Source organism: Lutimonas saemankumensis (genome assembly GCF_020171465.1).
Classification (GTDB): Bacteria; Bacteroidota; Bacteroidia; order Flavobacteriales; family Flavobacteriaceae; genus Lutimonas; species Lutimonas saemankumensis.
In genome coordinates, this window is the sequence record NZ_JAIUZR010000009.1 from 1 (window position 1) to 796 (window position 796).

Here is a 796-nt window from a genome sequence, read left to right on the forward strand (position 1 = left end):
AGCAAATCATTTGCCGAAAAATCTATGGATGTTAAATCAGTAACATCAGATCGAAAACTTAAAAGGGAGGATAGCGAAGACAAATCAACTGTCCCTAAATTCCTGTTACCCCTTGAACTTAAACTTTGAAGATTTACAGCGTTAGAAACATCATACATCGATATGGTTAAGTAATCAAGCCACAATTGCGTTAGGCCTGTAAATCCATCTGAACTTTCCACAGTTACAGTTACCGTACCCGTATTCCCACTTAAATCAAAGACAGGATCATTTGCATCAATTATTTGTTCAGTAATTCCTCCTCCATTTGCAATCCATCTCAAAGTAGACCCACTGTTGGTCACCCTGTTAGGCGACCATGTAGAAGATGTTGAAGTTGTCATTATGGTAATTGTGGATGCAGGAAGCGTGGTACTAACATTTTGAGTATTACTCGGACTACTTTCGTTTTCAAGTGCGTTTAATGCCGTCACGTAAAAATCGTAATTCGTACCAGGAGTTAATCCTGTGACATCATACGTTAAAACATTTCCTAAGGAAGCTTCTAAAACATCATCCTTGTAAACATTATATCCTGTTACACCAACATCATCTGTCCCGGCTGTCCAATCAAGAGTCAAACTCGTTGTAGAAACATTGGTAGGCGGGAGCAAAACACCCATAACAGGAACACCTGAAACAGGTGGCTCTGGTGCATCAACATCTATTGTCCATCCTCGATTGATCAAATTTGTGTACCCATCATAGGATAAACTACTTAACTCATCTCCAGTCGATTGATTTCTTATCTGTAGAT

The 796-nt window shown here is 39.2% G+C and carries 1 protein-coding gene; it reads right to left on the reverse strand.

Features of this window, described 5'->3' with window-relative positions; all coding sequences use genetic code 11:
- The coding region (locus LCM02_RS15885) for a fibronectin type III domain-containing protein (RefSeq protein WP_224932273.1) at positions 1–796 on the reverse strand (796 nt) is incomplete at both ends.